The organism is Pseudomonas sp. A-B-19, from assembly GCF_019947515.1.
Lineage (GTDB): Bacteria > Pseudomonadota > Gammaproteobacteria > Pseudomonadales > Pseudomonadaceae > Aquipseudomonas.
Genome location: NZ_JAGYGN010000063.1, coordinates 1 through 1,308, shown reverse-complemented (window position 1 = coordinate 1,308; position 1,308 = coordinate 1). Strand labels below are relative to the sequence as shown.

Genomic DNA, 1,308 nt, shown 5'->3' with positions numbered 1-1,308 from the left:
GGTTCTTCACGGATTACCGGGAAAGACGCTCTTGATCTTCATGAAAAAGAATTCGCTGTCCCGGTAACCGTACGCCATCCGCTTAATGACCTTGATTCGATTGTTGATGCCTTCCAGCTGGCCCGTATGCATCGGCCAGCGAACCCGGCTGACGATGCCCCGCCAGTACCCCTTCAGTCGTTTGGCAAACTGGATCAGAGCCGGTATGTCACTTTCCTGAGCATGGCGCAGCCATTGCTGCCAGGCTGATCGCCAGCCCCAGGCGGTGCTCGGCGTCCACAGCGTTTTGAGTTCAGCCTTCATCAAGTAGACCGTCATCAACGCTTGGTTGGCCGCCAGCAGATCCTCCAAACGCACCTGTTGCTCCGGCGTCTTCAGGTTCTGTGGGTTGCGCAGCAACAGCCATCGCGCTTGCTTGATGACCTTGCGCGCAGGCTTGTCATGACGGAGCCGATTGGCTTCATCGACGCGGACTCGATCAATCACCTCCCGGCCATATTTGGCCACCACATGGAAGAGGTCGTAGACCACGCGCGCTTGGGGGCAGTGCTGGCGGACCTCCAGGTCAAAGGCGGTGTTCATGTCCATCGCCACCGCTTCGATGCGCGCGCAGCCCTCTGGCCCCAGCTCTTCGAAGAATGGCCTGACCGCCGCTCGGCTGCGGCCTTCGCCGATCCACAGCACGCGCCGGGTATCCGCATCCAGCACCACGCTGGCGTAACGATGACCTTTGAACAGCGCGAATTCGTCCATCACCAGGCGCCGGGGCTGCGCCTTCGGCAAAATACTCAACGCCGCTTGCAAGGCTCGACGCTCCAGCAGCCGCACGGTGTCCCAATGCAGCCCGAACAGTTGCGCCACGTGCAGCGTGGGCAGGCGCTCGCAGGCTTGAATGACGGCCTCAGACAGGCGGCGCGTCATGCGGGCATAGCGATCCAGCCAGCTGACGGCTTCCATGCGTTTGCCGCAATCACGGCAGCCCACACGTCGGAGCAACACGCTGAGACGCACCGCACGGCCGAGGATGGGCAAATCACGAACGGTTCGCTCGCAATACTCATGCGTGGTTGAACAGGGTTTTTGGCACCCGCCACAGGATGGGAACCGGGTGGCGTGAGGAATCAGATCGATCTGTAGAGCGTCACCATCGGGTTTGATGGTGACAACAGAAAAGCCCTCCCAAAAAGGAAGGAAAGTATTAATATCGCGCATAAGAACGCCGGTTTGTTAGATGTGTTTGCTCGCACGAACATCATCAACCAAATCGGCGTTCTTGTTTCTGTGTTTCCCGGGATTCCGTGAAGAACC

At 59.2% G+C, this 1,308-nt stretch carries 1 protein-coding gene; it reads right to left on the bottom strand.

Features of this window, described 5'->3' with window-relative positions; translation table 11 throughout:
• Positions 1-6: 6 nt before the first annotated feature.
• Positions 7-1,212: an ISL3 family transposase gene (locus KGA81_RS30350; RefSeq protein ID WP_223551293.1), complete on the bottom strand. Its 1,206-nt coding sequence runs from the start codon at positions 1,210-1,212 to the stop codon at positions 7-9.
• Positions 1,213-1,308: the final 96 nt, after the last annotated feature.